Annotated in this window: 3 protein-coding genes; all 3 read left to right on the top strand. The window is 68.4% G+C overall.

Annotated features, from left to right (window positions below):
- The first annotated feature begins 82 nt into the window (after positions 1-82).
- Complete coding sequence (locus ABZ896_RS52705) at positions 83-529, top strand: hypothetical protein (RefSeq protein ID WP_360946650.1); 447 nt, start codon at positions 83-85, stop codon at positions 527-529.
- 75 nt (positions 530-604) lie between these two features.
- Positions 605-841: a hypothetical protein gene (locus ABZ896_RS52700; RefSeq protein WP_360946647.1), complete on the top strand. Its 237-nt coding sequence runs from the start codon at positions 605-607 to the stop codon at positions 839-841.
- Positions 842-995: 154 nt separating this feature from the next.
- Positions 996-1,766, top strand: a complete 771-nt coding sequence (locus tag ABZ896_RS52695; RefSeq protein WP_360946644.1) for a transposase — start codon at positions 996-998, stop codon at positions 1,764-1,766.
- Positions 1,767-1,831 lie beyond the last annotated feature (65 nt).

Genomic DNA, 1,831 nt, shown 5'->3' with positions numbered 1-1,831 from the left:
TAAAAGTTGTCCCGTAAGCGATCTTGGGAGTGATGCGGTCAATATCTTGACTGGTCAGGATGTTGACCATAGAGTGGTGGTCGTGACGGAGAACTCACGCGTCGCGCTGGAGAGTTACGTCAACGCGCGCCGCAGTCTGCTGGACGCGATGCTTGCCGACCACCGCGCCGGGGTGTCCGCGAACGACATCGCGGACACGGTACGCAAGGCGTGGTCGCGTCCGGTCACGCTGGAGTACCTCAGTACCTGGGACCTCGCCGACCGGGCCCGTGCCGCGGTGAACGCGGTCGGCCTGGACGGGCTGGTGCAGGTGCGCGCGACCGGCGACACCGCCGGGCCCCGCCGGGTCCTGCTGCAGATCGCCTGCGATCGGGCCGGCACCGACCCGGACGTGTGGGCGACGCTGCCGGACCGGATAGCGGCCGCTCTCACCGAAGCCGGCATCAGCTGGGCGTTCCCTGAGGAGCCGGGGGCATCTCTGGCCCGGCTCCTCGACGATGTCGAAGAAGTGACGCTGACCAACCCCTGAACCCGACCGGGTCGCGCTCCCCGCCCTCACCCCGCACACAGCGCCAGGCCACCCTGCGATGAGAGGAAACCAGACATGACCATCAACAACAGCCGCGCCACTGAACTCAACCACGCCGCGCGCTTCCACCCCGCCAGCCAAGACGCCCTTCCCTGCATCGAGATCGCCGGTGTCCAGGTCTACGCCTACATCCGTGACGGCCGCGTCTGCGTCTCCGTCGACCTGGAGACGACCGATGCCGAACTGGTGCGTCCCGACGGCACGGTGCCCCTCACCGTGGACGTCGGCGTCGACACCGTGTTCAAAGGCTGAGCAGCCCCAACATCCCCCCGGGAGCGTCGGCGCAATCACCCGGGACACGGACACAACCCACCACGCTTTTCACCCAGAGCGCGCTTCTGTTCCCGCCCCGGCTGGACCCTGGAGGTTGCTCCGTACGGAGTGACCGGGGTGGGATGATCTTGGCGTGACTGGTGTGATCACGGCGTCGGAGCCGGGCTGGATAGGGCCGTTCTCGGGGCTGAGCGAGCGTCAATTCCGCAAACTGGTCGGCGTGGTGCGGCGCCGGGGCGGTGGGGCGCCGACCGGCGGCCGGGGCTGGGCGCTGTCCCTGGAGGACCGGGTGCTGATGGTCGCGGCCTACTGGCGCACCGATCTGACGATGCGGCAGCTCGGCCCGTTGTTCGGGGTGTCGAAGTCGACGGCGGACCGCGTCATCGACGATATCGCGCCGTTGCTCGCACTGGCCCCAGTACGGCGCCGGCACGGGGCCGGGACCGTCCTCATCGTGGACGGCACCCTCGTGCCCACGCACGACCGCACCATCGCCGCGTCCAGTAAGAATTACCGCTACTCCACCAACCATCAGGTCGTCATCGACGCCAACACCCGCCGGGTCGTCGCGGTCGGCCAGCCGCTGCCCGGCAACCGCAACGACTGCCGCGCCTTCACCGAGTCCGGCGTCGACCGGTCCGTGAAGAACGCCCCACTCCTGGCCGACGGCGGCTATCCGGGATGCGGAGCCCTGATTCCGCACCGCAAACCGCGTGGCGGCCGGCTCACGAAACAACAGGAAGCCGAGAACACTGTCCATCGGCGGGCCCGCGCCCGCGTCGAGCACGCCTTCGCGCGGATGAAGAGTTGGAAGATCCTCCGCGACTGCCGCCTCAAGGGCGACGGCGTCCACCAGGCGATGCTCGGCATCGCCCGCCTCCACAACCTCGCCCTCGCCGGATAGACCAGCAGCCGGGGCCGCCACCACCCCATCACCAATTCCAAGATCGCTTACGGGACAACCTTTAG

Origin of the sequence: Streptomyces sp. NPDC047072, assembly GCF_040643855.1 — a bacterium.
Lineage (GTDB): Bacteria > Actinomycetota > Actinomycetes > Streptomycetales > Streptomycetaceae > Streptomyces.
The sequence above is the reverse complement of the archived record's forward strand: the minus strand, read 5'-3'. Positions and strand labels throughout refer to the sequence as shown.

Bases quoted from the DNA above. Each gene is read 5' to 3' on its own strand.
- ABZ896_RS52700 (WP_360946647.1), top strand. From the start codon at position 605: ATGACCATCAACAACAGCCGCGCCACTGAACTCAACCACGCCGCGCGC.